This is a genomic window from Pseudomonas sp., assembly GCF_036387035.1.
Taxonomy (GTDB): domain Bacteria; phylum Pseudomonadota; class Gammaproteobacteria; order Pseudomonadales; family Pseudomonadaceae; genus Aquipseudomonas.
In genome coordinates, this window is the sequence record NZ_DASVUM010000124.1 from 1 (window position 1) to 25,770 (window position 25,770).

A 25,770-nucleotide genomic window follows, 5' to 3' on the forward strand; every position below is an offset into this window, starting at 1 on the left:
GCCATCTCGCTGAGGTAGGTGGCCGAGGTGCCGTATTCACCACCCACCGACAGGCCCTGCAACAGGCGGGCGAACACCAGCATGATGGGAGCGCCAACGCCGATGGTTTCATAGCCGGGCGTGAGGGCGATGATCAGCGAACCGAAGCACATCAGCAAAACCGACGCCATCAGAGCCGCTTTGCGCCCTTTGCGGTCGGCATAAAGGCCCATGAGCCAGCCGCCGATGGGACGCATCAGAAAACCCACGGCGAAGATCGCGGCGGTGTTGAGCAATTGGGCGGTGGTGTCGCCTTTGGGGAAGAACACTTTGGCGAAGTAGAGGGAGAAGGCGGCGTAGACGTACCAGTCGTACCACTCAACCATGTTACCGACCGAACCGCTGAAAATTGACTTCAAACGGCTTCCGGTGGTCTTGGCGGCGGCTGGCGATGCAGCCGTTCCGTGGGAGGCAGAATTGGGGATGGCCATGGATTTACCTGCAGGTCATTGTTGTTAGAAGGAACGCATCGAGGCGGTCTGACGACAGTGATAGCAGGAGCTGTGCCAAGGACTGAAAGCGCCGGAATAGAGGGATTGGCGCGATACTAATAAGCGGGAATCCGCTTATTGGCTGAAATCCATGGGCGAAAAATCGCTTATTGCAGGTTCAGAAGTTTCAGGAAAGCCAGAGGCCACACCGCGAAATCTCGAGTGTTTGAACGGGCCTCTTCCCGGCTGAAGCCGGTCCCACTAAGAGCTCGCGGATTCTTGGTGGGACTGGCTTTAGCCGGGAAGGCGTCGGAGGGCACACCGCGGAATCTGGAGTGTTTGAACGGGCCTCTTCCCGGCTGAAGCCGGTCCCACTGACACGCCGCGGATTCTTGGTGGGATTGGCTTTAGCCGGGAGGGCGTCGGAGGCCGCACCGCGAGATCTTGAGTGTTTGAAAGGGCCTCTTTCCGGCTGAAGCCGGTCCTACTGACACTCCGCGGATTCTTGGTGGGACTGGCTTTAGCCGGGAAGGCGTCAGAAGGCACACCGCGGAATCTGGAATGCTTGAACGGGCCTATTCCCGGCTGAAGCCGGTCCCACTGACACCCCGCGTATCTTTAGTGGGGCTGGCTGAAGCCGGTCCCACTCAGAGCTCGTAGGCGGGAGAGCGGTGTCACTGAATTCAGATCAGATCAGCTTTGCCCATGACCTTCGACCAGGAAGTCTTCGCGCACCAGTGCGTGCCGCTGCATCTTTTCATTGAGTGTTCGACGTGGCAGCTGCAGTTCGTGCAGCACGGCTTTGATGTCGCCCCGGTGCCGTTGCAGCGCTGAACGAATGCAGTGCGCCTCGAACGCTTCCTGCTGCGCCACCAGCGACTGCCCCACCGGGATGGCTTCTGCCACCGGCGGCTCAAGTCCCAGCACCTGGCGCTCGGCTGAGTTTGCCAGCTCGCGCACGTTACCGGGCCAGTCGTGGCTCAGGAGATGGCTCAGCTGTTCGCCGCTCAACACCGGCGCGCTGCGGCCTAGGCGCTTCGCCGCATTCCGTGAGAAGTGGCTGTACAGCATCGGGATGTCTTCGCGCCGTTCGCGTAGCGGTGGCAGGCGCAATTCGGCGATGTTCAGCCGATACGCCAGATCCTCGCGGAAACGCCCGGCCCTGGCTTCTTCCAGCAGGTCCGGCTTGGTCGCGGCAATGATGCGCAAATCGATCTCGATGCTCTGGTTAGACCCCAGTCGCTCGATCCGCCGCTCCTGGATCACCCGCAGCAACTTGACCTGCTGCGCCAGCGGCATGCTCTCGATCTCGTCGAGAAACACCGTGCCGCCGTGGGCGTACTCCAGTTTGCCAATTCGTTTGGCTTGGGCGCCGGTGAAGGCGCCGCTTTCGTGCCCGAACAACTCGGCTTCAAACAGCTGCTCGGGGATCGCCGCGCAGTTGACCGCGACGAACGGCTTGTCTGCGCGCGGACCAAAGTCGTGCAGGCAGCGTGCGACCATTTCCTTGCCGCTGCCGGTCTCGCCACGAATCAGCACATTGACCGGCAACTGCGAGAGGTCCAGTACCTGCCGCCGTAGCGTCTGCATCGTCGGTGACATGCCCAGCAGCGTCGCATCAAGACGCGAGCGGTTATCCGCCTGTTCATGCAGGGTGCGGTTTTCCAGCACCAACGCGCGTTTTTCCAAGGCTCGCCGTAAGCTGCCGAGCAGCGTTTCGGGGCTGAACGGCTTCTCCAGAAAGTCATAGGCGCCGTCGCGCATGGCGTCCACGGCCATCGGCACGTCACCGTGGCCGGTCAGCAGGATCAGCGGCAAATCGCGATCGCGCCGTTGCACCTCGGCCAGCAACTGCATCCCGTCCATGCCGGGCATGCGTACGTCGCTGAGTATCACGCCCGCAAAGTGCTCGGGCAGCGCCGCCAGGCATTCTTCGGCGCGGCTGAACAGGCGCACCTCGAACCCGGACAACGTGAGCCATTGCTCTACCGCTTCCCGAATGGGCGCCTCGTCATCCACCACCATTACCGCGTTCAGCATAGGGCTCCGGCCTCCGCCGCCTTGGTCAGAGAAAAGGAAAACCGTGCGCCATTGTCGAGGTTTTCCACCCCGAGCCGGCCGCCGAGCTCATGCACGATAGCGAATGAAACCGCGAGCCCCAGGCCCAGGCCATCGCCCACCGGTTTGGTGGTGAAAAACGGATCGAAGACATTGGCCAAGTGCTCTTCGGCAACTCCGCCGCCGCTGTCGATGACCGCGATACGCCAATGCTCGGTGTACCCGTCGATACGAATTTCCAGGCGCTTGAGCGGTTTATCACGCATAGCGTCCAAGGCGTTGCGCATCAGGTTGATCAGCACCTGTTCCAGACGGATAGGGTCACCGCGCACCCAGGCCGGGCGGGTCAGGTCGAGCATGCAACTGACGCGCTCTTCGCGAAGGCGTGCGTCCAGCAACAGCAGCGCCTGATCGACCACCGTGGCGAGATCAACGCGCTCGCGCAGACCGCTGGGGCTTTTGCGGGCGAAGGTTTTCAGGTGGCCGGTGAGGGCGGCCATACGGGACAGTTGTTGATCAAGCAGGCTCAACGCTTTGTGCGCATCGTCGACCCGGCCCTGTTCCAGCAACAGGCGCAGGGTGGCCAGTTGCATGCGCTGCGCTGTCAGCGGCTGATTGATTTCGTGGGCGAGGGCGGCGGACATCTGCCCCAGGGCCGCCAGTTTGGTCGACTGCACCAGGCCGTCCTGCGCCGTTTGCAGGTCCCGCGTACGCGCCTCGACCAAGCGTTCGAGTTCTTCGCGACTGCGCTGGCGCACGCGCGCAAGGCGCCAGCGCTGGTACAGAAACAGCCCGAGAAACACCAGCGTCAGCCAGATACCCGCCGCCGCGAGCCCCGCGTTGCGCACATCTTCAAGGGCCGGCTGCGGTTTGCGCAGCAGGTGCAAGGTCCAGCCCTCGTTCGGAAGCGGCATCGACTGCCACAAGAGATCGGCCTGTTCGGTGGGCGCATCTACGCGGCTGAAGTGGCTGTTCTCGCCAAACGAACGGAGCGGCTGCTGATGCAAGGGCGTCAGCGGCTGCTTGTCGTACTGACGCGTGCTGGCCAGTTCGGCTCGGTCCTGCTCCGTCAGCGGCCGCAACGCGCGATATCGCCAGCCGGGCTGATTGGCGATGAAGACGATCCCTTTGGCGTCACTGACCAACAGCAGGTCGTCGTTTTGCGCCCAGCTGTGTTCAAGGTCCGGAAACTCGAGCTTGACCACCATCGCACCGATGAACTGCCCGGCCTCGTCGCGCACTGCGTGCGACAGGAAATACCCCGGGATGCCACTGGTCACGCCGACCGCATAGAAACGTCCGACGCCGGTGGCGCGGGTTTGGGTGAAATAAGGACGGAAGCCGTAGTTGTGCCCCACATAACTGCTCGGGAGACGCCAGTTGCTGGCGCCGACGGCAAGCCCGTTGCGGTCGAGCAGTTCGAGGGTGGAGGACTGCGCAGCGCCGTTGATCTGCTCCAGTTTGAGATTGAGCGCCTGGGTGGTGTCGGCGCTGACTGGCCCGCTGAGCGCCGTTCGCAGCTGCGGGTCAATGGCCAGAACGGCCGGCAACGCACGGTAGCGCTCGATCAGGGTCTGCAGCGTGTTCGCGTAAAGCGCGAGCCGGTCACCGGATCGCGCGGCGTCGTCTTCCAGGGCATGCCGTTGAGCCTGATGCATCGCCAGCGTCGCCGCGATGGCAGCGCCTGCGAGGATCAGCAAAACGTAGAACACAAGGCGAACGGAACGGGGCATGCGCATGACCTGTTTTCAGTGGCTGGCGCATGCGCCCCGGATTCCTGCCTTACAGCAAATTGAACGTCGTCTCTTTCAGGTGCTCGGAGTCCAGGCCAATCATCAACTTGAACTCGCCTGCTTCCGCCGCGTACTTCAACGAAGGATTGAAGAACTTCAGGTCCTCTTCTGTCAGGGTGAAACTCACGGATTTCTCTTCCCCGGGGTTCAGCATGACTTTCTGGAAGTTCTTCAGCTCTTTGACCGGACGACTGATCGACGCGGCCACGTCGCGCAGGTACAGCTGAACGACGGTTTCACCCGCAACCTTGCCCGTGTTCTTGACCATGACGCTGGCGGTCAGCTTGTCTTTGCGGGTCATCTTGTTGATCGACAGGGTGATGTCCGAAACGCTGAACTGGGTATAGCTCAGGCCGTAACCAAACGGGAACAGCGGGCTGGTCGGCTCTTCGAAGTAGTTCGAGGTGTAGTTCGAATCATTCGGGCGGTACGGACGGCCGGTGTTCAGGTGGTTGTAGTAGGCCGGCACCTGGCCGACGGAGCGCGGGAAGGTCATCGGCAGTTTGCCGGACGGGTTGTAATCGCCGAACAACACATCAGCCAGGGCATTACCGCCTTCGGTACCGAGGAACCAGCTCTCCACCATGGCGTCGGCCAGCTCGTTTTCTTCGCCCAGCGCCAGCGGCCGGCCGTTCATCAGCACCAGCACCAGCGGCTTGCCCGTGGCCTTGAGCGCGCGGATCAGCTCGCGCTGACGGCCCGGGATGACCAGGTCAACCCGGCTTGCTGCTTCGTGGGACATGTTGCGCGACTCACCCACCACCGCGACCACCACGTCCGCCTGCTGCGCGGCCTTGACCGCTTCGTCGATCATCTCCTGCTCGGGGCGCGGGTCGATGGCGATCTGGTCGTCCATCTTGTTCAGGTAGGTGATGGCGTGCTGGTTGTCAGTGACATTGGAACCCAATGCATACACCAGCTTGGCCTTGTCGCCCACCGCCGCCGCGATACCGTCATAGGCGTTGACCGTCTGACGCGCCAGACCGGCCGCCGACCAGCTGCCCATCATGTCCATCGAGCTCTTGGCCAGCGGGCCGATCACCGCGATGGTGCCTTGCTTCTTCAATGGCAGGGTGTCGTTCTGGTTCTTCAGCAGCACGATGCTCTTGCGCGCCACGTCGCGGGCTTCGGCACGGTGCAAACGGTTTTCGGCGTTACGGTCGGCGGGGTCATCGACCGCCGCGCCAATGCGCAGGTACGGATTGGCGAACAGGCCCATTTCCCACTTGGCGCCAAGCACCTCGCGTACGGCGTTGTCGACTTCTTTGACCGACACTTCGCCGCTCTTGACCAGGTCCGGGAGTTCTTCGCCGTACGCCTTGTCGTTCATGCTCAGGTCGACGCCGGCCTTGATGGCCAGTTTGGCGGCTTCGCGGAAGTCCTTGGCCACGCCATGGTCGATCAATTCCTTGATTGCGCCGTGGTCGCTGACCGTCACGCCTTTGAAGCCCCAATCCCTGCGCAGCACGTCCTGGAGCAGCCAGGCGTTGGCGGTGGAAGGCACGCCGTTGATGGCGTTCAGCGCGATCATCACGCCGCCCGCGCCGGCATCGATCGATGCGCGATACGGCGGCAGGTAGTCCTGTTGCATGCGCACCGGGCTCATGTCGACGGTGTTGTAATCCCGGCCACCCTCGACCGCGCCATACAGGGCGAAGTGTTTGACCACCGCCATGATGCTGTTGGGCGCCTGCATGCTGGTGCCTTGAAACGCGCGGGTCATGGTCGCGGAAATGCGCGAGACCAGATACGTGTCCTCGCCGAAGCCTTCGGAGCTGCGGCCCCAGCGCGCGTCGCGGGTGATGTCGACCATCGGCGCGAAGGTCATGTCCACGCCGTCGGCGGCTGCTTCGATCGCCGACACGCGACCGGTGCGGGTGATGGCGTTCATGTCCCAGGTCGAGGCCAGACCCAGGCTGATCGGGAATACCGTGCGCTGGCCGTGGACCACGTCGTAGGCGAAGAACATCGGGATCTTGTTGCGGCTGTGCCCGGCGGCGTCCTGCATGGCGCGGTTGTCCGGCAGCACGACGGAGTTGAACGTACCGCCGATGCGGCCTGCGGTGATTTCCTTGAGGATTTCCGGCTTGGGCATCTCCGGGCCAATGCTGATCAGGCGCAGTTGACCGATCTTCTCATCGAGGGTCATTTGCTTCATCAGGTTGGCGATAAACGCATTCTTGGCTTGCAGCGTAGAGGCGGTGCCGACGCCACTGGTGGCGTTTTCGGCCCAGGCGGACTGACTGACCAGGCCGATGACAAGACTCAGTAAACACAGCTTATTCATGAATGGTTTTCTCAAGGCGTTGCCGGCAACTCGCGGGTAATACCGGTCAGCCATTGTTATAGGTGTCAAACCTTTGGTTTTTATTGTCGTCAGGACGGAACGTCGCTGAACTCCTGTCTCGTATGAGTATCAGTAGCGCAACGAGTTTTATCTGATTGTGGCTCGGCAATCCAGAGCCCTGATGACGCGATGGGCCGGGATTATGCCGGGGATCGTCCGGTTTGGCTAAAGTCATGACTGACAGGACTAACTATTAATGAGTACAGGGAGCACGCACGCCATGCAGACAGAGCGTTATGACCAAAGCCAGGGCAGTCGTTACAAATTGTCACTGGCGCTGATGATGCTGCTCACGACGTTATTGTCAGGCTGCGGAATCAACAACATTCCGACCTACGACGAACAGGTCAAAGCCGCCTGGGCCCAGGTGCAGAACCAGTACCAACGCCGCGCCGACCTGATCCCCAACCTCGTTGAAACGGTGAAGGGCTACGCCAGGCAAGAGCAGGACACTTTGACCGCCGTTATCGAAGCCCGGGCCAAGGCAACGTCGATTCAGGTGGACGCCAGCACGCTGAACGACCCGGCCAAACTCAAGCAATTTCAGGAGGCCCAAGGCCAGCTGACCGGGGCATTGAGCCGTTTGATGGTGGTCTCCGAGCGCTACCCGGACCTGAAATCCAACCAGAACTTCCTCGCGCTGCAATCCCAGCTTGAAGGCACGGAAAACCGCATTGCGGTGGCGCGCCGCGACTTTATCACGGCGGTTGAGCGTTACAACACCGAGATCCGCACCTTCCCGGGCCGTCTGTGGCATTCGGTAATGTACAGCGATTTGCCGGTACGGCCGAATTTTGAAGCCACTGCCGCTGACGCTGATAAAGCGCCACAAGTGAAATTCTGATGAGGCGCGCGCGGCGGGGCGTGCTGGTCGCTTTATTGACGATGTCGGTGGGCGTGTTTGCCCAGTGGGCGCAGGCCGACCTCGCGTTTCCGCCGCTGACCGGGCGGGTCGTGGACACGGCGGGGCTGATTGACGGCCCCGGCAAAGAGCATCTCGAACAGATGCTCCGCGCGCACGAGGAGCTGACCACCGAGCAAGTGGTGGTGGTCACGCTGCCCGACTTGCAGGGCTCCAGCATCGAGGACTACGGCTATCAGCTCGGTCGTCACTGGGGTATCGGACAGAAGGGCAAAGACAACGGCGCCCTGTTGGTGGTTGCCCGCGACGAACGCAAGGTGCGCATCGAAGTGGGCTACGGCCTGGAGGATCGCCTCACCGATGCGCAGTCGTCAGTAATCATCAGCCAGATCATCACGCCGGCGTTTCGCCAGGGCGACTTTGCCGGCGGCATCACTAAAGGCGCCGAGGCGATGGTTCAAGTGCTGGGCGGTGATCCCCTTGCCGAGCCAGCGGTCGGTGCGACGGGCAGCGCAGGCGCGACCGAAGACGAGGGCGCGGACTGGAGAATGAGTCTGTTGTTCTTCGTGCTGTTCGTGGTCATCAGTTTCATCAGCATACGTTCCGGGCGCGGTGGCTTCATCAGCTCCGGCGGCGGTGGCCTCGGGGGTTTGGGCGGCTTCGGTTCCGGGGGCTCAAGCGGCTCCGGCTCAGGCGGTATGCGCGGTGGCGGTGGTGGTTTTGGCGGGGGCGGTGCCTCCGGTGGTTGGTAGTCGATCGCTCAGGAAGGGTTTACGTGCATGACATTGCTCAATAAAGATGAACAGCAGCAGGTTGCCCACGCCATCGAGACCGTCGAGCGCCAGACCGACGCCGAACTGGTGACGGTACTTGCGACCCGTGCTGACGATTACACCTACGTGCCGCTGATCTGGGCCGGGGTCATCGCGTTGCTTGGGCCGGGGCTGATCAATCTGCTGACCGGCTGGCTCAACGCCAACCATCTGCTGCTGGCGCAGGTGGTCACGTTCCTTGTGGTGGCGCTGGTGTGCCGGTTGCCGGGCATCACCACGCGGCTTGTGCCAGCACGCGTGCGGCATTGGCGGGCGGGCAATCTGGCCCGTCGGCAGTTTCTCGAACAGAACCTGCACGCCACCGCCAACGGTACCGGCGTCCTGATATTCGTCAGTGAGGCCGAGCGTTATGTCGAAATCATCGTCGACGACGGCATCGCCCGTCGGGTAGACAACGAAGTCTGGGGCGCGATGGTCGAGACTTTCACCCGGCAGGTAAAGGACGGCCGGATTCTGGAAGGCTTTGTGGGCTGCATACGTTCATGTGGCGACGTGCTGAGCGAGCAAGTGCCAGTGACCGACGCGCGCAATGAATTGCCGAATCGGCTGATTGTGTTGGGGTGATCGGCCGCAGGGCTGATCGTTCCCACGCTACGCGTGGGCATGCCGCTACAGACGCTCTGCGTCCTGGCTAATGCGGTACGTCGCAATTAATTGCACCGCCGCCTCACGACCCGCCTAAAATAGCGCCTCGCATTTCCGCTCCCGAGGCGCTTTCTGATGTCCGTCACCGCACCCGCCACCGTTCCTGCGCAGGATCACCGCGCTCAGTTTCTGAGTCTGCTGGACACCTGCCTGACGCAAAATTCGCTTATCAAACTGGTTCTGGCCAAGTACGTCGGAAGCGAAGCGGAGTTGCAGCGGGTCATCATCAAGCCCGTCACGGTCAAGGATCAGCCCTGCCTGTCTTTCGTGTATCGCTACAAGACCCGTGACATCACCAAGAACCATCCCCTTGCCGAGGCGCAGGCGCTGATTGACAGCCTGTTGCCCGAGTCCTTCAAGAATGCTCATCTGCTTTCGCTTACTGACGAAGTGCAGCTGGAATTCAGCAAAAAGGGCAAGACCACCCTGTTCCGCAACAAGGCTCAGCAAACGCGCGAAGCACCGACCGCCGAGCATGACCGCGAGAAGAAGCGTTATCTGGAATTGAACCGGCCGTTCCTGACCGACCTGGGCGTGACCAACACGCAACACGAGCTGATCCCGGCGATGTCGCGCAAGTGGAAGCAGATCAACAAGTTCATCGAGGTGTTTTCTCACGCGCTCTCGACGTCGCCGATCAAGCTGGACGCACCGATAACGGTTGCCGATTTCGGCTCCGGGAAAGGCTACCTGACCTTCGCCATTCACGATTACCTGCGCAACACCTTGCAGGCCGAAGGCAACGTGACCGGCGTCGAGCTGCGCGAAGACATGGTCACGTTGTGCAACAACGCGGCCGCGCGGCTCGAGCACCCGGGTCTGGTGTTCAAGTGCGGCGACGTGCGCTCGGTGGCGCCCAGCAAACTGGATGTCATGATCGCCTTGCACGCATGCGACATTGCGACCGACTACGCCATTCACACCGGCATTCGGTCGGGCGCCTCGATCATCATGTGCTCGCCGTGCTGCCACAAACAGATCCGCTTACAGATCCAGAGCCCGACGCTGCTCAAGCCGATGCTGCAATACGGTTTGCACATGGGGCAGCAAGCCGAAATGGTCACCGATGCCTTGCGCGCGTTGCTGCTGGAAGCGTGCGGCTACGAGACCAAGGTCTTCGAGTTCATCTCGCTTGAGCACACCAACAAGAACAAGATGATCCTGGCGGTCAGGCGCGCCACCCCGGCGGATCCCGCCGAGCTGCTGGCCAGGATTCAGGAGCTCAAAGTGTTCTACGGCATTCAAGAGCAGTGCCTGGAACGCTTGCTCCAGGCCGATGGTCTGCTCGGCTAAATCCGAGCGGCGGCGAGGGGCTTGGGCGCAATCACTGCTGTTTTGCGCCCGATGGCCAGCACGACTACAACACCTGCGGCAAAGATCCAGGTGGTCGGGTCAATGTGCTCACCGAAAAACAGCGCCGAGAAGGCCATGGTGAAGAACAGCTGAACCAGCTGGATCTGACTGACCCGGGCGATGCCGCCCATGGCCAGGCCGGCATACCAGGCAAAGAAGCCGATGAATTGCGAGAACAGCGACACGTACCCGAACGCCCACCAGGTGCCGGGTGATATCGGGCCTTGGTGCTGCCACGCCAGATAGCTGACGGGCACGATCAACACCGGAATCGAAATCACCAGCGCCCAGCAGATCACTTGCCAGCCGCCCATCTCCTTGGCCAGCCGCCCGCCTTCGGCGTAACCCAGACCCCCAATCGCCACTGCACCGACCATCAACAGATCACCGGCCTGAAGGTTGCCGGCACCGCTGATCAGCGCGTAGCCCAGCACCAGAACACTGCCCATCGCGGCACAGGCCCAGAAGGCTTTCGAAGGCCGTTCATGGGAAAGCCATGCCGCGTAAATGGCGACCAACAAGGGTTGCAGGCCGTTGACCAGCGCACCGTGGGAGGCAGGCAGGGTTTTCATGGCCCAGGCCGAAAGCACCGGGAACCCGACGATCACCCCCAGCGCGACCACCATCAATGCTTTGAACTGCGCGCGCGTTGGCCATTTCTCTCTGCGCCACAGCAACAACGCCGCCGCTGGCACCGCGGCGAACAAGGCGCGGCCCAGTCCGTTGAGCAGGGGATGTATTTCCTGCACCACGATGCGGGTCATGGGCAGTGTCAGGCTGAAGATCACCACGCCGATCAGTCCGAGGACCATTCCGGTGTTTTCACGAGAGGACATATTGGGCCGTGCCTTGTTCTTGTGGGTACGAAACGCCTGCTCATTCAGCCACAGAATTGGCGGCACGCCCCTTTACAGATGCGCTCGGAATCGTCCGTACACTTCGTCCGGCAACGCTGTGGTCATGAAACCGGGCTTCATCCTGACTGAGTCGATCAAGGGGGAACTGCCGTTTTCGAGCATTTTCCGGCGTCGAACCGAATCGTCTCCCATGTTGGTGCAGAAGTTGAATGCAACGAAGCTGCAACAGTTTGAAGGTCAAATTGATGCCGTCGAATTCAGTCAAGGAGAGCCATCGTGTCGGTTATCGAAAAATGGGCGTTGCAGGGTGTGGTGGTATTCCTTTTTGCATGGATGGCGACGGTGGCGGCCCAATGGTCAGGGAGCGTCGTGCATACCACGAGCAGCGACCGACTCGCCGTGCTCAGCAGCATGCGGCTGTCGACTGAATCGGTCGCGACCAGCGTCAGTAAAAACGCCCAGGGTAGGGCGGTGGTGGTGGGATCGTTGTCGGAAGGTAACGAGTAACGCGCCGCGGCTGGGAAGATTGGAAGCGCCGGCAGGTTGATGACCCCTCAACTCTTCTTCAACTCCAGCGCTTCCTTCAACCGCGCCACCGGCACTGCGAGGCTGGGATCGCCCAGCGGGTGGGTCGTGGCGTTGAAGAACGTCAGCTCGATATTCTGGCCTTCAAACAACTCGCTGTAGCGCCGTTTCTGGTGCTGGATGAAGGCGTCGCTGCGCGGCAGCACCGAAATGGCGATGCGCTTTGGACGGGCTTGCACAATGGCGTTGAAAATGTGTCGATCCTGCTTGCCCAGGGAGTGACCGAAGACGCATAGCGCGCCCTGGTGTTGAGCCAGTTGGGCGTGGCAAAACGACAGGTAGTCCGAGCCGCGGATGATCTTCATCTTGTCTTCGCTGCGACCCTCGCACACGAACAGCGGCACATCCTCCAGCGCATTGATCGCGAAGCTGCCCAGCAAGGTGCTCTCCGAGGACATCAACTTGCGCGCCGTGCCATCGAAATTTTTCACCAGATGCATGCCGCCGTGCAGGTACAGAATGCGCGTTGCGTGGCTGTCGGTGCGGTGCAGGTTGAAGATCGCATCGTCGTCGAACAGGTCATCGAATGGCTGCGCGCCATGCATCACCGCCCAGTACGTCAGCAGGTCGTAGTTGGTGGAATACACCGTCTGATATTGGCTCAGGGCTTCGCTGATCCGGGCGACCGCGGCCGCTTCCATCAAGCGCCACGGAATATGGGCCGAGCGGATGCCGTGAATCAGCGCTTCCTTGATCGCAAAATAGCGATTGCGTGGCGATGAGGACCCAATGGTCAGCGCCGCGTTGACCCGCATGGCGACTTTCAAGCCGCTGAGCACCGGTTCGAAATTCTCCGTTTCCATGGATTTGAACAGCGCAAGCTCAGTGGCGCTTAGAGGCTTGTTGCGCGTGGTCTGGGCCAGCTCGAACAACGAGTCGTAGGCAAAGTTCTTCCATACGGCAAGGCTGGCGCCGTTGCCCAGCAATAATCCCGAGCAGGGATTGGCGGCTTGAAGGGTTTTCCAGTCGGCCAGTTCGGCATCAAAATCCGTGAATTCCATCATCTCGCTTCGCTTTCAGGTAGCAGGTACTGACCGGACGCCAGAACGGAGGGGACTTATAGAAACCCGGGTCGGTGTTGTCAACGCAGCATCCGGGCTTCTGTCATTTTGTGCAGGACACCGCTGGTCTCCGCAACGTCTATAGAGTGGATGGCGGGTGTAAGGTTTTATCGGACAACCCACAACACTCTCTTGAATGAGGGGGAGGTCATCATGCATAACGCGATGCTCAGCAAGACGCATTTCAACGGCTACGATGTGATCAACGTCAATAACGGGCCTTGGCGGGTCTGCACTCATCACGACCGATTAGGGTCATTCTCCACCCGAGAAGAAGCCATGGCGTTCGCCGCTTCGCTTCCCGCTTATCAAGAGCGAACGGCGCTGCAGGCACCACACAAAGTGCATTAAGGCGCTTATCCAATTGAATCCTTAGTGTCCGCGGAGCTTCAGTTCGCTGGAGCTCCATCAGGCGGATAGCAGTGTGTGAACTGCACTATCCGTTTGCGAAGTTTCATGCAGCCTGCACGATTTCGTATTTCTCGAATTTCTATAACTGCTTGAATAGACTGGACTTTTAGCAGGACACCGTTTCGGCACGCTTGATGCAACTCTACTCATGAACCTGCAGGGTCGGCACTTAGATCGATCCGCTTACCGTGATAAAGAGGAAACAATCATGAACGCCATTGACCTGTTGAAAGCCGACCATGAACGCGTTAAAGCCATCTTGTCCCAGTTGAGCGAATCGACCGAGCGCGGCGTCAAGAAGCGCACCGATTTGCTAGCCAAGCTGGAAATGGAAATCACCATTCACACCAAGATCGAAGAAGAGATTCTCTACCCGGCTTTCAAAGAGGCGGGTGGCAAAGAGCAGGACATCATGTATTACGAGGCCAAGGAAGAGCACCGCACCGTTGATGCGCTCGTGCTGCCGGACCTCAAGCAAACCGACCCTGCAACCCCGGAGTTTTCCGGTCGTGTGAAAGTGGTCAAAGAGCTGTTGGAACATCACATCGACGAAGAAGAGGAAGAGATGTTCCCGCAGGCTGAAAAGCTGCTGGGCAAGGAAAAACTAGAGGAGCTGGGCGCGCAGATGGAAGCGATGAAGGCCGAGTACAAAAAGTCCATGTCGTCGCCGAGCATTGCAGCGTAAACGTAGATGGAATGAACAAGCCCGGATTCTCCGGGCTTTTTTGTGGCTGTCCGCTTTTAGGCGCTTCTGATTGGCGCGGTGCATTCACGGGTCTCTTCCGACTAAAGCCGGTCCCGCCTCTGGCGCGCAGGCATCAGTCAGCTGGCGGGTGACGCCATTGTGGGACCGGCTTTAGCCGGGAAGGCGTCAGGTCTCACACCGCAACACTGATGGCTGACATGCCGGTCTCTATCGAGTAGAAGCCTCGATCTGCTCAAAACACACCTCGAGCTTTGTATGCCTGTGTATCCAGTCCCCTTGGCGATACGTGCTGATATAAAGCCCCACCTCAGCGACACATTGCAGATACGTGCCGCGCCTTCAATGGTTCATACCGAAGACGGGGCCAGACTCTCGCTGTCCCGGTCCAGTCCGACCATGACTGCATACTGAGGAAGCACCCCATGAACCGAATCAAAGCGTCATTGCTGTTAAGTGTTTTTACAGCGGGCGCCCTGGCGCTCAGCGTTGCCAGTGCGGCTCAGGCTGCGCCGGTGAAAAACATTGTGCTGGTGCATGGCGCCTTCGTAAATGGCTCCGGTTGGAAGCCGGTCTACGAGATCCTGCACAAGGACGGGTACAACGTCTCGATCGCTGAACACCCGCTGACTTCATTCGCCGATGACGTGACGGCGGTGAAGCGCATCGTTGATCGGCAGGATGGCCCGACCATTTTGGTCGGTCACAGCTATGGCGGCGCGATCATTACCGATGTCGGCAATGACGCCCATGTCGTGGGACTGGTGTACATCGCCGCCCATGCGCTCGACCAGGGTGAGACGGAAGCGCAGAACGGCAAGCTGTACCCCAACGCCACCAAAGCGGTAGAAAAGACTGCTGATGGTTTCCTGTCACTCGCCCCGGCGTTCTACCCGGCGGACTTCGCGGCCGACCTGCCCAAGGCTCAGGCCGAATTCGAGGCCGTTTCTCAGGAACCGACTGCTGCATCGGTGTTCACCACTCCCGCGGGTGTGCCAGCCTGGAAAACCAAGCCTAGCTGGTACGCCGTCGCCGGGGCGGACCGGATTATCAACCCGGACCTCGAGCGCCTGTACGCGAAACGGGCCAACAGCCACACCGTTGAGATCAAAGGCGCCAGCCACTCGGTGTATGAATCGCGTCCGCAGGAAGTGGCAGCGTTGATCGAACAGGCAGCGATGCACGCGGTGAACTGAAGTCTCAATTTTTTCAGCGCACCTGCGATCTGTGTAACTTTTACATTGGCCGTGGCGACTCAGGCCACCTCGACACGTGCCGAGCCACGTATCAGATCCAGCGGCATCGACTGCAGCTGCCCAATCATCGGTCTGGCAAACAGGTAGCCCTGCATGAGCTCGACGCCCAGGTCCAGCAAAGCGTCGCGTTCTTCGCAGGTCTCGATGCCCTCGGCGACGACGGTGATGCCGATACGCTTGGACATCAGCACGATCCCCTCGACTATTGCCCGACGCACGGCGTCCTGATCAATGTCTCGGGTGAGTGCCATGTCAATTTTCAGCACGTGTGGTTGAAACATCGCCAGCATGTTGAGACCGGAATACCCTGATCCGAAATCGTCGATGGCCGTGGTAAAGCCTTGCCGCGCGTACTCCTCAAAAATCGACTTGAGATGGTTCGGGTCTTCCACGCGCTCGCCCTCGGTGACCTCGAACATGAGGCGATCCACGGGGAAATCGAAAGTTCGGGACGCCTCAAGCGTGGCCCGAATGCACGTCTCGGGGCGATACACCGCTTTGGGCAGGAAGTTGATACTCAGCTTGCAGTCCGCAATCGCGGGAAGGCCAAGCTGGGCAGCGAGCTCTATGGCCCTGACCCGGCACGCTTGATCGAAACGGTACCGGTTGCCGTCGTTCACCTGGCCCAGGATGGAAGCAGCAGACTCACCGTTGATGCCCCGCACCAGCGCCTCATAGGCGAAGGGCGCACCCGTGGTCACGTTGAAAATAGGCTGGAAAGCCATGGTGAAGTCGAATCCCAACGTTTCACGATTTCGGCATTCAGCGCAGCCAATGGATTCGAAGTGTGCCAAGGGGATAGGTTGCATGATCGTCAGTGCCTTGAAATTTCGTCGGTCGATGTGTGGATTTGGAGCGACTGGTTTCTCTGTATCGGCAGGTGGCGCGAAATCTGTGCTACGAATTTCAGCAGGGCGTGAGTGCGACGACATCGATGTCAGGCAATGAGTGCTGATGGTTTTGAGGCTGACAGCTCAGGGAGGAATTGCGCGGTTATCTGAACGGAGAGGGCGGCCGTAAGGCCTGAAAACACTGGGGGAGATGGAGCGGGTAGAGGGAATCGAACCCTCAACTAAAGCTTGGGAAGCTTTCGTTTTGCCACTAAACTATACCCGCTTTTAACGTGACGCCTTTGGAACGGCTGACTTTGTACCAGATGCGACGGGTTAATTGAAGCGATATATGCCGCACCGACCAAATGCCGTGCGACTGCCTCCCGATTCGCCTCCCCGACTCACTTTCCAAAGCCACTCCAGCAATCAGATAAGCGCAATTTCATCGGCACGCAGTGGCCGGTACTGGCCCGGTTCCAGGGCGGGGTCGAGCACAAGGGGGCCCATGCGCTCGCGATGCAGCCGGGTCACCTTGTTATCGAAGTGGCCAAACATGCGTTTGACCTGATGGTAGCGCCCTTCAACGATGCTTAACCGGGCGCGATGCCGGTCCAGAATCGTCAGGTCAGCAGGTTGCGTCGTCAGGTTTTCAAAGGCGAAATAAAATCCGTCGGCAAATTTAGCCCGGTAATGCGCACCGATTTCGTCTTCGGTTTCGACGTAATAGACTTTCGCCAGTTGAGTGACCGGCTGCGTCAGGCGGCGCGACCATTGGCCGTCGTTGGTGATGAGCATCAGCCCGGAGGTATTGAAATCCAGGCGGCCAGCGATGTGCAGATCGTCCTTCTCGGCGTCATCGAACAAATCGAGCACGGTGGGGTGCCGTGGGTCGACGGTTGCGCTCACGCAGCCCTGGGGCTTGTGCAGCATGAAATACCGGGCGGGCTTGCCGTGCTGCAGAATCTCGTCATCGACCCGCACCTGACTGAATACTCGAACCTCATGCAGCGGGTCTTTCACGAGCACACCATCGACCTGCACGCGTCCTGCGATCAGCGCCAGTCGAACGTCTTTGCGGCTGAAACGAGGCAGGTTGCCGAGGAAGCGGTCAAGGCGCATCGTGACTCGCCGTTTCAAGGCCTGCGCATCGCGGGCAGAGGCATGCCTTTCCACGTACCTCTTCAGGCAGTGCTGCCAAGACCTCAGGGTTGATCGCGGCGGTAAAACACCAGCAGGCTTGATCCACCGTGCGCGGATCCGCGAGCGTGCAGCGGTTGCGGGCGCCGCAAACGGGGCAGAGGCTCGTGTTGATGAGGGGAGTGTTCATGTCGGACGTGGCCTTGAGTGTCCCTGGTGGTCGATACAACGCCTGGCGCTGGACAGCGCCCGCTGCACGCCGATCAGGTTTGCGCGGGTTCACAACGTCGCCAATGCTAGCGCGCGGCCCGGTTTTGCGCCATGAGCCAGTCAGAGAGAGGCCCACAACGGCGCGAAGAAAGGGTGCAGTGGCGGTATCCATGCAGAGCACCCGCCACCGAGTTTCATGCCTGTCGCAAAAGCCCCTTACTGCCACAACCGCCTGTCAACGTTGGGTGTCCAGCACGACCACGCGTTGCCCTGCGCGGACCGCGGAGCCGGGTTGCACGCGGACGTCGCTGACAATGCCGGCATGGGTTGCCACTAGCGGGATTTCCATCTTCATCGACTCCAGAATCACCAGTGTTTCTCCCGCCTCCACGCGCTGACCGACGCTGACCTGCACTTGCCAGAGGTTGCCGGCAATGTGGCTGTCGATGCTGGTCTGGCCGTCCTGCAGAGGGGCTTCCTCTGTGGATTCCGCCACCGCTTCGTCGCTCTCGAATGACGCTTGTCCGTTGGCGATCCAGCGCTCACGCTCGGCGTTGAAGGCAGTTTGCTGTTGAGCCCGAAATGCCGCGATGCTCGGCGCTTCGTCGGTGAGAAAGGCCTGATAGTCCGTCAGATTGAGCGTGCTGTGTTCGATCCGCAGCGGGTATCGACCGAGGGGGAAGTCGCGGCGGATGGTCAGCAGCTCGTCGGCGCTGACCGGATAGAAGCGGATCTGATCGAAAAACCTCAGCAGCCAGGGTTTGCCATCGAATGCGGCCACGGCGCGATAGCGGTTCCACATTTGCAGGGTGCGGCCCACGAACTGATAACCGCCAGGGCCTTCCATACCGTAAACGCACATGTACGCGCCGCCGATGCCGACGGAGTTTTCCGCGGTCCAGGTCCGCGCCGGATTGTATTTGGTGGTGACCAGCCGGTGGCGCGGGTCCAGAGGTGTGGCCACCGGCGCGCCGAGGTAAACATCGCCCAACCCCATCACCAGATAACTCGCCTCGAACACCGTGCGATGCACTTCGTCGAGGTTCGGCAGGTCGTTGATGCGGCGGATGAATTCCAGATTACTCGGGCACCACGGCGCGTCCTTGCGCACGGTGGTCATGTACTTTTCGATGGCCAGCTGACAGGCCGGATCATCCCAGGACAACGGTAGATGGACGATGCGCGACGGCACCTCCAGATTCTTGCTGGCGCAGACGCCGTCCCACTCGCCAGCGACCACATCGAGCAGTGCTGTCAACGGCAACTGCTCGGGCTGGTAGTGCACCTGCAGCGAGCGAATGCCCGGCGTCAGGTCGATCACGCCTTTGAGCTGCTTGCCTTCCAGCGCCTGCATCAGCGCATGGCCGCGGAAGCGCAGCACCAGGTCCAGTTCCGGTGCGCCGATTTCCAGCAACAGGTGCGTGTCGCCGGACAGCCGGGCGACCAGGCGGGTGTCGTCTTTGCCGATGTCGAGCACAACGGGCGAGATCAATGCGCCGCCCAGTGGTAGCACAACAGGCGACGCCAACGCTGGCGCCTGTAGGAGTGAGCTTGCTCGCGAAGACTCTGGTCTAGTCGCTACATATTCATCGGATGTACCGGACATTTCCTGACCGAACTCACCCCCACGAAACGCCTGACGGGCTGCGTCGACGCTGACCGGATAGAAGCGCACCTTGTCTCCGGCCTTCAGCTGCCCCAACTGCCACAGATCGGCCTCGATGATCGTCACCGGGCAGACGAACCCGCCCAGGCTCGGCCCGTCCGGACCGAGGATCACCGGCATGTCCCCGGTGAAATCCACCGCGCCAATGGCGTACGGATTGTCGTGAATATTCGACGGATGCAGACCCGCTTCACCGCCGTCGGCGCGCACCCATTCAGGTTTCCGCCCGATCAGGCGAACGCCGGTGCGGCTGGAGTTGAAGTGCACTTCCCACGCAGTGGCGAAGAAGGTTTCGATGTAGGCCTGGGTGAAATATTCCGGCGCCGCGTGGGGGCCATAGATCACTCGGATGTTCCGGACTGCAGGCAAATCGATGCGCTGAGCAGGCGCTAATTGATGGCCTGCGCTGCGGTCGGTCAAGGCTGCGACGTGCAGCACGTCGCCCGCGCGCAAGGCCCGACCACCGTGCCCGCCAAACTGTCCCAACGTAAAGGTGCTTTTGCTGCCCAGATAGTCCGGCACATCCAGCCCGCCACGCACGCACAGGTAACTGCGGGCGCCCGCCCCGGCGAGAGTGCCCAGGACGAGGGTGGATCCGGCAGCAACCAGCAGTGACTGATTCATCGGCTGCGCTTCGCCGTTCAGCGTCAACGGAATGTCTGCCCCGGTGACGGCAATGACCGCATCGGTGTTGAAGCGCAGGGTCGGGCCGCTCATGGTGATTTCCAGCGCGGCGCACCCTTCGGGATTGCCCAGCAAACCATTGCCCAGACGCAACGAACGGCTGTCCATCGGTCCGGACGGCGGCACGCCCACGGCCCAATAACCCAGGCGCCCCGGGTAGTCCTGCACGCTGGTCTGGGTGCCGCCGCTCAACACGTCGAAGGTGTTGGCCTGATAGACGAGGCCTTCAAGGCAGCGGGTCCATGGCTGGCCGCTGGCGAAAGGCGCGTCCGCGATGATCTGGCGCAAGTAATCGCGGTTGGTCTCGATCCCGTAAAGCCTGATTTCACCCAACGCCTGAGACAGCCCCTCGCTCGCTGACGCCCGGTCAGGCGCCCAGCGGATGACTTTGGCGATCATCGGATCGAAGAACGCCGGGATCTCGCACCCGGCCTCCACCCACGTGTCGATGCGCAGGTTTTTGCCATCCGCGGCCGGGAAGTCCACCGAGGTCAGCAAGCCGGGACTCGGTTGAAAATCCCGCCCCGGGTCTTCTGCGTACAGGCGTGCCTGAATTGCGTGGCCTTGCGGTTTCAAACCGGTAAGAAGCTCGCTCAATGGCGGCAGGTCTCCGGCGGCGAGCTGAATCATCCAGCTCACCAGATCCACGCCCCAGACCTGCTCGGTCACACCGTGCTCGACCTGCAATCGGGTGTTCACTTCCAGAAAGTAAAAGCGCTGATCGTCGCTGTCGAAGACGAACTCGACGGTGCCGGCGCTGCGATAGTTGACCGCTTTCGCCAGCTTGATCGCCGCTGCGCACAGCTCATCGGCCATGCCTGCGGGCAGGTTCGGGGCCGGGGTTTCTTCGAGGACTTTCTGGTTGCGCCGTTGCACCGAGCAATCGCGCACGCCGAGGGCTATCACATCGCCACAACCGTCACCAAACACCTGCACTTCAAGATGACGGGCACGCTGGATGTACTTTTCGATGAACACACCGGCGTCGCTGAAGTTGTTCTGGCCCAGTCGCTTGACGGCCTCGAACGACTCGCTCAATTCGCTGGCGCTGCGGCACACGCGCATGCCGATCCCGCCGCCGCCCGCCGTGCTTTTGAGCATGACCGGGTAGCGAATGGAGTCGGCGGCGGACAAGGCGGCGTCCACGCTGTCGAGCAGTTCAGTCCCTTCCAGCATCGGCACGCCGTGCTGTCGGGCCAGGGCGCGGGCGGTGTGCTTGAGGCCGAAGACCCGCAGTTGCTCGGGTGTCGGGCCGACGAAGGCGATTCCTGCGTCCTCGCAGGCCTGGGCGAAGGCGGCGTTCTCCGACAAGAAGCCGTAACCCGGATGAATCGCTTTGGCTCCGCTGGCCGTGGCGATGGCGAGGATCTTGTCCACCGCCAGGTAGGTTGCGGCAGCGCCACCTTCGCCCAGGCTGTGGGCTTCATCGGCCTGCAGGATGTGCAGGCTGGCAGCGTCCGCTTCGGCGTACACGGCGACGCCGCCGACCTGCAGGTTACGAAGGGTGCGCAGGATGCGGCAGGCAATGGCGCCGCGGTTGGCGATCAGCAGTTTGTCGAACATGGCATAGACCCCGGGGACCGATAGCGATCAACCCCTCACTGGGTAGCGGGCCGTCCCGCTGTTTTACACGTTGCGCGAAGGCCGTCCCTCGCGCCGAAGCCTTGGAATTGTGTTCAGCGGTCAGTCCCGCACGAGCAGCTCAGCCGGGGTCGGGTTGTAACCGTTGCATGGGTTGTTCAACTGCGGGCAATTGGAAATCAGCACGATCACGTCCATCTCGGCGCGCAGCTCGACGTATTTGCCCGCGCCGGAAATGCCGTCTTCGAAGGTCAGGCCGCCGTCCGCCGTAACCGGCACATTCATGAAGAAGTTGATGTTCGGGCTGATGTCGCGCTTGCCCAGCCGACCGTCGTGAATGCAAGCGCGCAGGTAGTTGTCGCGGCAGCTGTGCATGTGCTTTTTGTCCAGCGCGTAACGCACGGTGTTGCTCTCTTGAGCGCACGCGCCGCCGAGGGTGTCGTGGCGGCCGCAGGTGTCCTCGACCAGGGTCAGCATGGGCCGGCCCAGGTTGGAATAAAGGACGCTGCCTTTGCTCAGGTAGACATTGTTTTGCCGACGCAACGTGCGTTGTACGTCGTAGCGCTCACGCGGGTTGGCAAGGCTGTAGAAGAGCGTATCGACGGCCTGGTTGCCTTCGAGATCAAGCAGGCGCAGGGTTTGCCCGGCCTTGAGCTCAGTCAGCGAGGGCTCGCCCGCCGGGATGTGGGTGCTGGACACAGGGGCAGAGGTCATGGTGCTGGTCATAAGGCCTCCTCAGGCGAACAGGCGATCGGTGTTGATGAAGCCGCGCACGTTTTCTTCGCGGGACGTGCGGCAGTGCTCGGCGACGCTGGGATCGGCCTTCATCCAGCTCAACGTCACGGGCTGTGGCGCGTACTCGGGGTTGGGGTCCATCGGGTGTTGCAGGGCAGTCATGACGACCAGGGTGTCCATCGGCGCATACAGCTCGATGCTATCGCCCGGTTTCGAATTGCCGGGGACGAAGGCCAGCGCGCCGTGGTCGTCGACGTTGACGCGGCTGAACAGGTTCAGCGTCATCAGCAGATCGGACAGCCCCAGGCCCCATTTGCCCATCTCTACCAGGAGGTTTTCGGCGCCGTTGCGGAAGAAACCGTTGCGCAGTTCCTGATAGCGCCCCGGGCCATACTTTTCGCTGACCTCTTCGGCGCACAGCACGCCGCCGAGGCTGTCACTCCAGCCGCAGGTGTCGGCCGTGATCGCGGCCAGAACCCGGCCCATGTCCGAATACAGGCAATGGCCGGCGGTGAGCTTGGCGGTGTGTTGGCATTTGAGGCTGTCGGGCAGGTTCAGGCGCTCGGTTTTTTCATGGGCGTTGAACAGGGTCAGGCTGACGTTGGCGTTGCCGTTCAGATCGGTCAGGCGCAATAGCTCGCCGCGCTTCAGCACGAACGAAAGATGGCCGCCGCCGGGCAGCAGCTCTTCGGCGAACACGGGAAACAGCGTGGTTGAGTCAGTCATGGGCAATGTCCTTCAAGCCGTTTTCAGCGAATCGATGGCCGCGCGTGCGGCCCGGCGATCGCTGTTCAGGGGAATGTCATAAGTGATGCGCGCGCCATAGGCGCCGGGGGCGTGCGGGTCGATGCGGACCTTGTCGAACACCAGCAGCCGGGTGCCGAGGTTGAAGCCCTCGGACAGGTCATGGGTGACCATGAACACCGTCAGTTTTGTTTCGCGCCACAGTTCCAGCAGCAGTGCGTGCATGTCTTTGCGGATGCCGGGATCGAGCGCGCCAAAGGGCTCGTCGAGCAACAGCACCCGCGGTTTCATGATCAATGCCTGGGCGATGGCCAGACGCTGCTGCATGCCGCCGGACAGCTGCGTCGGGTATTTGTCCAGCGCGTGATCGAGGCCGACCTTGTGCAACAACGCTGCGGCCTGTTCGCGGGCGTCGCGCCTGGCGGCCCCGAACAGCCGCCCAAGCCAGGCCGAGCGCGGTAATTCAAGACCCAGCGCGACGTTATCCAGCACCGACAGGTGCGGGAACACCGAATAGCGTTGAAACACCACACCCCGGGTCGAATCGGGTTCTTTTGCCAGCGGCTGGCCGTCCAGCAGAATCGTGCCTTTGCTCGCGACCTCCTGGCCCAGCAGCAGGCGCAGGAAGGTCGATTTACCACAGCCCGAGGCGCCCACCAGCGTGCAGAACTCGCCTTCGGCAATGCTCAGGTTCAGGCCTTCAAGCACCACCTGATCGCCATATTGCTGCCAGACGTTTTTGACCGAAATGAAGCTCATGGGCGCGCCCCCTCGTACCACGGGAAGGCTTTGCGGGTGAGCGCCTTCAGGCACCAATCCATCAGCCAGGCGAGGAGGGTGATCCACACCACGTACGGCAGAATCATGTCCATCGCCAGATAACGTCGCACCAGGAAGATCCGGTAGCCCAGGCCGTCAGTGGAGGCGATGGCTTCGGCCGCGATCAGAAACAGCCACGCCGAACCCAGCACCAGACGCAGCGAGATCAACAGCCGCGGCAGCAATTGCGGCAGCACCACGCGCAGGATCAGGGTCCAGGTCGAGGCCCCGAGCGTCTGTGCCTTGATCAGCAGTTCGACCGGAATTTCCCGGGCGCGCTGCTCAAGATCCCGTGCCAGCACTGGCGTGATGCCGATGACGATGAGCATCACCTTCGACAACTCGCCCAGCCCGAACACAATGAACAGGATCGGCAGAATCGCCAGCGGCGGCACCATCGACACGACAGTCAGCAAGGGCGAGAGCGGCGCGCTGAACAACGGCAGCACCCCTGACGCAATGCCCAGGCATAGCCCGACCACAGCACTGATGGCCAGCCCGATCGCGAGGCGCTGCAGACTGGCGCCGGTGTCCTGCCAGAGGATGTATTCGCCGGTGCGTTGATCGGGCACGAACGCCACCCGTTTGATCGCATCGGCCATCTGCACGGCGCTGGGCAGCAGCTTGTCGTTGGGGTTTTCCGTCAGCCGCGTCGCCGATCCCGTGAAATAGGCGAACAGCAACAGGGCGAACGGCAGGAGCACCAGAATCAGGCGACTGGCGCGATCCGGGCGGCGGTTTATCAAGCGCATGGCAAAGACCTTTGTTTTTTACAGCTTGCCGTCGGCAGCCATCTGCACGTAGGTGGTGTCGAAGTGCAGCTTGAGGTTGCCCTTGTCGCCTTCGGTCAGGCTGTTGGCGAAGGTCATGCCGACAGCGCTGGCGTCTTTGGCGCCTTCGCCGAGCAGGCCGTGGTCGAAGGAGAAGTCAGCGACCTTGCGCATGGTGGTGGGCAGCTGCTTGCTGGTGGCGAACGCCAGCGCTTCCTGGGGCGTGGCGAACAGCTTGGTGGTGTCCAGTTGCGACTGGAACCCCGCCAGATCGGTGCCCGACGCCTGAGCCATGTGCTCAAGGGCGGCTTTGGATTCGGCAGATTTGGCGTTCATCAGCGCCACCACTTCAAACCACGCGCCGGTCAGTGCTTTGCCCAGTGCAGGGTTGTCTTTGAGGGTCTGGGTGTTGACCACCATCATGTCCATGATCTCGCCAGGGATCTTGCTGGAATCGAACACTTCGGTGACGCCCGGCTTGGCCTTGATCTCCGAGAGCATCGGGTTCCAGGTGGTGACGGCCTTGACCTCGCTGGTGTTAAAAGCTGCGGCGATGTCGGCGTCGGAAGTGTTGACGACTTTCAGGTCTTTCTCGGTCAGGTCCGCCGAATCCAGCGCCCGGGCGAGCAGGTAGTGGGACACCGACAGTTCGACCAGGTTGACGTCCATGCCCTTGAGGTCGGCGACCTTTTTGCCATCGCCTTTGATAACGATGCCGTCGTTGCCGTTGGAGAAATCGCTGACCACCAGCGCGGTACTTTCAACGCCGCCGGCGGCAGGAATGGTGAGCGCGTCCATGTTGGTCATGGTGCAACCGTCGAACTGGCCGGCGGTGTATTGGTTGATGGATTCGACGTAGTCGTTGAGCTGGGTGACCTTGATATGGATGCCGTACTTCTTGGCCCATTTATCAACGATGCCTTGAGTCCCTGCGTATTCCCATGGCATCCAGCCGGCATAAATAGTCCAGCAAACGTCGAAGTCTTTTTTTGGAGCGGCGGTGGCCGAGAGGCTTAACGCGGCGAAGACGCCTGCGGTGAGCAAGCTGAACAGACGGGACTTTTGCATGGGGTATCTCCAGTAGCGAAAAGGGACGGTCAGGAGCACGGCGACACCACTGGTGTCCTGTCTCCCGGGCTTTTATCCCGCCGTGTAACCTCTACTGGAGGTCGCCAACTCTCGGACCAGCCACTCGCTGAACGCGAGCCGGAACCCTAGTCGGCTATTGCAAATTGTGGTGCCGCGAACCCTGTGATGACTCCTGCACGCAATCCTCCAAGCGAGAGTTGTGCCAAGTTGCGCAAAGCCTTATGCGGTCTGGGCCGGACGGGCGCATGGCGGTTGCCAAGTGATGAGG

Annotated in this window: 23 protein-coding genes, 1 tRNA gene and 1 riboswitch; of the genes, 8 read left to right on the forward strand and 16 right to left on the reverse strand. The window is 61.1% G+C overall.

The window, feature by feature from the left end; translation table 11 throughout:
- The 4 genes from VF672_RS11510 to bglX all read right to left on the reverse strand — a co-directional run.
- Positions 1-470, reverse strand: a 470-nt coding sequence (locus VF672_RS11510; protein WP_331104727.1) for an MFS transporter, incomplete at its 3' end; no start/stop codon positions are given.
- Positions 471-1,163: 693 nt separating this feature from the next.
- Positions 1,164-2,510 carry a sigma-54 dependent transcriptional regulator gene (locus tag VF672_RS11515; protein WP_331104728.1) on the reverse strand — a complete coding sequence of 449 codons (1,347 nt, stop codon included), beginning with the start codon at positions 2,508-2,510 and terminating at the stop codon, positions 1,164-1,166.
- Positions 2,504-4,267 carry a sensor histidine kinase gene (locus tag VF672_RS11520; protein WP_414705596.1) on the reverse strand — a complete coding sequence of 588 codons (1,764 nt, stop codon included), beginning with the start codon at positions 4,265-4,267 and terminating at the stop codon, positions 2,504-2,506. The genes VF672_RS11515 and VF672_RS11520 overlap by 7 nt, the downstream gene beginning before the upstream one ends.
- A 43-nt stretch (positions 4,268-4,310) precedes the next feature.
- Positions 4,311-6,608 (reverse strand): beta-glucosidase BglX, encoded by a 2,298-nt coding sequence (gene bglX / locus VF672_RS11525; protein WP_331104730.1) that lies wholly within the window; start codon positions 6,606-6,608, stop codon positions 4,311-4,313.
- 280 nt (positions 6,609-6,888) lie between these two features.
- Here bglX and VF672_RS11530 point away from each other — a divergent pair, with 280 nt between their 5' ends.
- From VF672_RS11530 to VF672_RS11545, 4 genes are all read left to right on the forward strand, one after another.
- Entirely contained in the window at positions 6,889-7,512 is a 624-nt protein-coding gene (locus VF672_RS11530; RefSeq protein ID WP_331104731.1) for a LemA family protein, read from the forward strand.
- On the forward strand, positions 7,512-8,282 hold the full coding sequence (locus VF672_RS11535) for a TPM domain-containing protein (protein ID WP_331104732.1): 771 nt from the start codon (positions 7,512-7,514) through the stop codon (positions 8,280-8,282). The genes VF672_RS11530 and VF672_RS11535 overlap by 1 nt, the downstream gene beginning before the upstream one ends.
- Before the next feature lie 27 nt (positions 8,283-8,309).
- Positions 8,310-8,927 (forward strand): TPM domain-containing protein, encoded by a 618-nt coding sequence (locus tag VF672_RS11540; protein ID WP_331104733.1) that lies wholly within the window; start codon positions 8,310-8,312, stop codon positions 8,925-8,927.
- 156 nt (positions 8,928-9,083) lie between these two features.
- Positions 9,084-10,301, forward strand: a complete 1,218-nt coding sequence (locus VF672_RS11545) for an SAM-dependent methyltransferase (RefSeq protein WP_331104734.1) — start codon at positions 9,084-9,086, stop codon at positions 10,299-10,301.
- Here the strand turns inward: VF672_RS11545 and VF672_RS11550 are convergent.
- A complete protein-coding gene (locus VF672_RS11550) occupies positions 10,298-11,197 on the reverse strand; it encodes a DMT family transporter (RefSeq protein ID WP_331104735.1) in 900 nt (299 codons plus the stop codon). The two genes, VF672_RS11545 and VF672_RS11550, sit on opposite strands and share 4 nt — an antisense overlap.
- 297 nt (positions 11,198-11,494) lie before the next feature.
- On the opposite strand from VF672_RS11550, the gene VF672_RS11555 reads away from it, so the two are divergent.
- Complete coding sequence (locus VF672_RS11555; RefSeq protein WP_331104736.1) at positions 11,495-11,725, forward strand: hypothetical protein; 231 nt, start codon at positions 11,495-11,497, stop codon at positions 11,723-11,725.
- A 47-nt stretch (positions 11,726-11,772) separates the two neighbouring features.
- On the opposite strand, the gene VF672_RS11560 is transcribed toward VF672_RS11555, so the two are convergent.
- Positions 11,773-12,804 carry a DUF4917 family protein gene (locus VF672_RS11560; RefSeq protein WP_331104767.1) on the reverse strand — a complete coding sequence of 344 codons (1,032 nt, stop codon included), beginning with the start codon at positions 12,802-12,804 and terminating at the stop codon, positions 11,773-11,775.
- Positions 12,805-13,017: 213 nt separating this feature from the next.
- Here VF672_RS11560 and VF672_RS11565 point away from each other — a divergent pair, with 213 nt between their 5' ends.
- The 3 genes from VF672_RS11565 to VF672_RS11575 all read left to right on the forward strand — a co-directional run bounded on the left by VF672_RS11565 (position 13,018) and on the right by VF672_RS11575 (position 15,174).
- A complete protein-coding gene (locus VF672_RS11565; protein WP_331104737.1) occupies positions 13,018-13,215 on the forward strand; it encodes an SPOR domain-containing protein in 198 nt (65 codons plus the stop codon).
- 268 nt (positions 13,216-13,483) lie between these two features.
- Positions 13,484-13,960 carry a hemerythrin domain-containing protein gene (locus VF672_RS11570; protein ID WP_331104738.1) on the forward strand — a complete coding sequence of 159 codons (477 nt, stop codon included), beginning with the start codon at positions 13,484-13,486 and terminating at the stop codon, positions 13,958-13,960.
- A 443-nt stretch (positions 13,961-14,403) separates the two neighbouring features.
- A complete protein-coding gene (locus VF672_RS11575; RefSeq protein ID WP_331104739.1) occupies positions 14,404-15,174 on the forward strand; it encodes an alpha/beta hydrolase in 771 nt (256 codons plus the stop codon).
- A 59-nt stretch (positions 15,175-15,233) separates the two neighbouring features.
- On the opposite strand, the gene VF672_RS11580 is transcribed toward VF672_RS11575, so the two are convergent.
- The 10 genes from VF672_RS11580 to VF672_RS11625 form a co-directional block, all read right to left on the reverse strand.
- Positions 15,234-16,043 carry an EAL domain-containing protein gene (locus tag VF672_RS11580; RefSeq protein ID WP_331104768.1) on the reverse strand — a complete coding sequence of 270 codons (810 nt, stop codon included), beginning with the start codon at positions 16,041-16,043 and terminating at the stop codon, positions 15,234-15,236.
- Positions 16,044-16,276: 233 nt separating this feature from the next.
- Positions 16,277-16,350 (reverse strand) — tRNA-Gly (locus tag VF672_RS11585).
- A gap of 143 nt (positions 16,351-16,493) precedes the next feature.
- Positions 16,494-17,186 carry a 16S rRNA pseudouridine(516) synthase gene (locus tag VF672_RS11590; protein ID WP_331104740.1) on the reverse strand — a complete coding sequence of 231 codons (693 nt, stop codon included), beginning with the start codon at positions 17,184-17,186 and terminating at the stop codon, positions 16,494-16,496.
- Positions 17,176-17,394, reverse strand: coding sequence for a cysteine-rich CWC family protein (locus VF672_RS11595; RefSeq protein WP_331104741.1), 219 nt, complete (start codon positions 17,392-17,394; stop codon positions 17,176-17,178). Before VF672_RS11595 ends, VF672_RS11590 begins: the two co-directional genes overlap by 11 nt.
- A gap of 255 nt (positions 17,395-17,649) precedes the next feature.
- Complete coding sequence (gene uca, locus VF672_RS11600; RefSeq protein ID WP_331104742.1) at positions 17,650-21,327, reverse strand: urea carboxylase; 3,678 nt, start codon at positions 21,325-21,327, stop codon at positions 17,650-17,652.
- A 120-nt stretch (positions 21,328-21,447) separates the two neighbouring features.
- Entirely contained in the window at positions 21,448-22,071 is a 624-nt protein-coding gene (locus tag VF672_RS11605; RefSeq protein WP_331104743.1) for an urea amidolyase associated protein UAAP2, read from the reverse strand.
- A 9-nt stretch (positions 22,072-22,080) separates the two neighbouring features.
- Entirely contained in the window at positions 22,081-22,806 is a 726-nt protein-coding gene (locus VF672_RS11610) for an urea amidolyase associated protein UAAP1 (RefSeq protein ID WP_331104744.1), read from the reverse strand.
- 12 nt (positions 22,807-22,818) lie between these two features.
- On the reverse strand, positions 22,819-23,583 hold the full coding sequence (locus tag VF672_RS11615; RefSeq protein WP_331104745.1) for an ABC transporter ATP-binding protein: 765 nt from the start codon (positions 23,581-23,583) through the stop codon (positions 22,819-22,821).
- Positions 23,580-24,395: an ABC transporter permease gene (locus tag VF672_RS11620; protein ID WP_331104746.1), complete on the reverse strand. Its 816-nt coding sequence runs from the start codon at positions 24,393-24,395 to the stop codon at positions 23,580-23,582. Before VF672_RS11620 ends, VF672_RS11615 begins: the two co-directional genes overlap by 4 nt.
- An 18-nt stretch (positions 24,396-24,413) precedes the next feature.
- Positions 24,414-25,481, reverse strand: a complete 1,068-nt coding sequence (locus tag VF672_RS11625) for a putative urea ABC transporter substrate-binding protein (RefSeq protein ID WP_331104747.1) — start codon at positions 25,479-25,481, stop codon at positions 24,414-24,416.
- Between the two features lie 59 nt (positions 25,482-25,540).
- A riboswitch (guanidine-I (ykkC/yxkD leader) is annotated at positions 25,541-25,642 on the reverse strand.
- Positions 25,643-25,770: the final 128 nt, after the last annotated feature.

Excerpts from the sequence above, each read along its gene's own strand:
- VF672_RS11515 (WP_331104728.1), bottom strand. The coding sequence starts at position 2,510 with ATGCTGAACGCGGTAATGGTGGTGGATGACGAGGCGCCCATTCGGGAA.
- VF672_RS11520 (WP_414705596.1), bottom strand. The coding sequence starts at position 4,267 with ATGCGCATGCCCCGTTCCGTTCGCCTTGTGTTCTACGTTTTGCTGATC.
- bglX (WP_331104730.1), bottom strand. The coding sequence starts at position 6,608 with ATGAATAAGCTGTGTTTACTGAGTCTTGTCATCGGCCTGGTCAGTCAG.
- VF672_RS11530 (WP_331104731.1), top strand. The coding sequence starts at position 6,889 with ATGCAGACAGAGCGTTATGACCAAAGCCAGGGCAGTCGTTACAAATTG.
- VF672_RS11535 (WP_331104732.1), top strand. The coding sequence starts at position 7,512 with ATGAGGCGCGCGCGGCGGGGCGTGCTGGTCGCTTTATTGACGATGTCG.
- VF672_RS11540 (WP_331104733.1), top strand. The coding sequence starts at position 8,310 with ATGACATTGCTCAATAAAGATGAACAGCAGCAGGTTGCCCACGCCATC.
- VF672_RS11545 (WP_331104734.1), top strand. The coding sequence starts at position 9,084 with ATGTCCGTCACCGCACCCGCCACCGTTCCTGCGCAGGATCACCGCGCT.
- VF672_RS11550 (WP_331104735.1), bottom strand. The coding sequence starts at position 11,197 with ATGTCCTCTCGTGAAAACACCGGAATGGTCCTCGGACTGATCGGCGTG.
- VF672_RS11560 (WP_331104767.1), bottom strand. The coding sequence starts at position 12,804 with ATGGAATTCACGGATTTTGATGCCGAACTGGCCGACTGGAAAACCCTT.
- VF672_RS11565 (WP_331104737.1), top strand. The coding sequence starts at position 13,018 with ATGCATAACGCGATGCTCAGCAAGACGCATTTCAACGGCTACGATGTG.
- VF672_RS11570 (WP_331104738.1), top strand. The coding sequence starts at position 13,484 with ATGAACGCCATTGACCTGTTGAAAGCCGACCATGAACGCGTTAAAGCC.
- VF672_RS11575 (WP_331104739.1), top strand. The coding sequence starts at position 14,404 with ATGAACCGAATCAAAGCGTCATTGCTGTTAAGTGTTTTTACAGCGGGC.
- VF672_RS11580 (WP_331104768.1), bottom strand. The coding sequence starts at position 16,043 with ATGCAACCTATCCCCTTGGCACACTTCGAATCCATTGGCTGCGCTGAA.
- VF672_RS11590 (WP_331104740.1), bottom strand. The coding sequence starts at position 17,186 with ATGCGCCTTGACCGCTTCCTCGGCAACCTGCCTCGTTTCAGCCGCAAA.
- VF672_RS11595 (WP_331104741.1), bottom strand. The coding sequence starts at position 17,394 with ATGAACACTCCCCTCATCAACACGAGCCTCTGCCCCGTTTGCGGCGCC.
- uca (WP_331104742.1), bottom strand. The coding sequence starts at position 21,327 with ATGTTCGACAAACTGCTGATCGCCAACCGCGGCGCCATTGCCTGCCGC.
- VF672_RS11605 (WP_331104743.1), bottom strand. The coding sequence starts at position 22,071 with ATGACCAGCACCATGACCTCTGCCCCTGTGTCCAGCACCCACATCCCG.
- VF672_RS11610 (WP_331104744.1), bottom strand. The coding sequence starts at position 22,806 with ATGACTGACTCAACCACGCTGTTTCCCGTGTTCGCCGAAGAGCTGCTG.
- VF672_RS11615 (WP_331104745.1), bottom strand. The coding sequence starts at position 23,583 with ATGAGCTTCATTTCGGTCAAAAACGTCTGGCAGCAATATGGCGATCAG.
- VF672_RS11620 (WP_331104746.1), bottom strand. The coding sequence starts at position 24,395 with ATGCGCTTGATAAACCGCCGCCCGGATCGCGCCAGTCGCCTGATTCTG.
- VF672_RS11625 (WP_331104747.1), bottom strand. The coding sequence starts at position 25,481 with ATGCAAAAGTCCCGTCTGTTCAGCTTGCTCACCGCAGGCGTCTTCGCC.